At 59.1% G+C, this 1,702-nt stretch carries 1 pseudogene; it reads left to right on the forward strand.

From position 1 onward, the window contains the following. Positions 1-516: 516 nt before the first annotated feature. Positions 517-1,702 (forward strand): annotated as a pseudogene (locus tag ACXJL8_RS40370) (RHS repeat protein); the annotation flags it as partial.

The raw sequence follows: 1,702 nt of genomic DNA on the forward strand, positions 1-1,702 counted from the left end.
CCGCAGTCCCTTGCGGACAGCATCCGTCAACTTCTCTCAAAGCCCGACGAGATCGCGGCGATGGTTAAGCAACTGTCACTGCAAACGAACCCTTATACCTTTGCGAGCGTCGTCGACGAATATCGCGACCTGTTCGAAAGCGTCGTCGAGAGCCGACAATCGGCATGACGGGAGATTGACGGTCGTATGTCGACCGCCAATTTCGTCCGCGATGGACGCGACTCCGGTTTGCAACCTGCTAACAATTTCGCGCAATCTCCGTGGAACTGCGGGGACTGCCTATGCTGCGTGCAGACTGCACAACAAACGTTGCAGGAAATTGCATCGCGCCGCGATGGTGACATCGTTCACGCACACGGCTGACATTGATAGCGGTTAATCACTCATTCAAACGAATCGATACAATGCGTTGCGAAGTACGCGCGCGATGTTTCGATTTTTACCTGAATAAAAAACCTGAAACACAAACGTCGAGGGTACTGCTCGACGCAATTGAACTCTTATGCAGAGTAGCAGATGACAGCGTCTTCCATTGATCAGACCCTCCTGTCGGCGAGTTCCTTCACTGGATCCATCGGCGTCAACACACATGTGGCGTACTCCTGGGGAGGTTACAACAACCTCGCGCTTGTCGAGGACGACCTCAAATATCTCGGCGTCACCAAGCTGCGCGACGGGCTCGCGACATCGCCCGGAAGCCAGCCCGTCATGGCGGGACTCGCCGAAGACGGTTACAAGTTCGACCTGATCGTATCCTCGAACTTGCCGGCGACCGGTTCCACAGGCCTCGCGCAGTATCTCGAGCAGCTCGACAGCTTCGTGAAGGCTAATCCCGGAAGCCTGATCGCGATTGAGGGCCTCAACGAMGCCAACACGCAGCCGTTCTCGTACAACGGAAGCACCGACGTCTCGGCGGCCGCGCAGTTCCAGATGGCGCTCTACACGGCGATCAAGGGCGACGCGACGCTGTCGGGCGTGTCCGTGTACAACCTCTCGCTCGGCTATACCGACACCAACGACTACGCCAAGCTTGGCAACCTGTACTCCTACACCGACTACGCGAACTCTCACGCCTATGCCGGCACGTACACCACTGCGGCCGCCGCCCTGGCGACCTATATCAGCGAGGCCGGCTCGGTCGCCTCGGGAAAGCCGATCGTCATCACGGAGACCGGCTACAGCACGATAAAGAGCGCTCCCTACCTCGGCGTCGACCAGACGGTTCAGGCCAAGTCGATCCTCAACACCCTGGTCGATGCCTTCAAGGACGGCGTCAGCACCACCTATATCTACGAGCTGCTCGATCACGACACGAGCGCCGCCAAGAACGATCCCGGCCAGAACATGGGGCTGTTCAATGCCGACGGCACGCCAAAACTGGCTGCAACCGCGATCCACAACCTGACCTCCATCCTCGCCGACGACGGCACCGGCGGTCATACGCCGACCGCGCAGCTCGGCTACTCGCTGTCGGGACTGCCTGCCTCCGGCAACAGCATGGTGCTGACCAAGAGCAATGGCGCCTATGACCTCGTGGTCTGGGCCGAGCCGAAGATCTGGGACGATGCGACCGACAGCGAAATTTCGGTCGCCACCCAGCCGGTTACCGTAAACCTCGGCGGCATCCATCATTCCGTGATCGTCTATGATCCGATGAGCGGCACCTCGCCGATCGCCACCTATACCGACGTCAGCCAGATCG

It is taken from the genome of Bradyrhizobium sp. P5_C11_2, assembly GCF_054049755.1.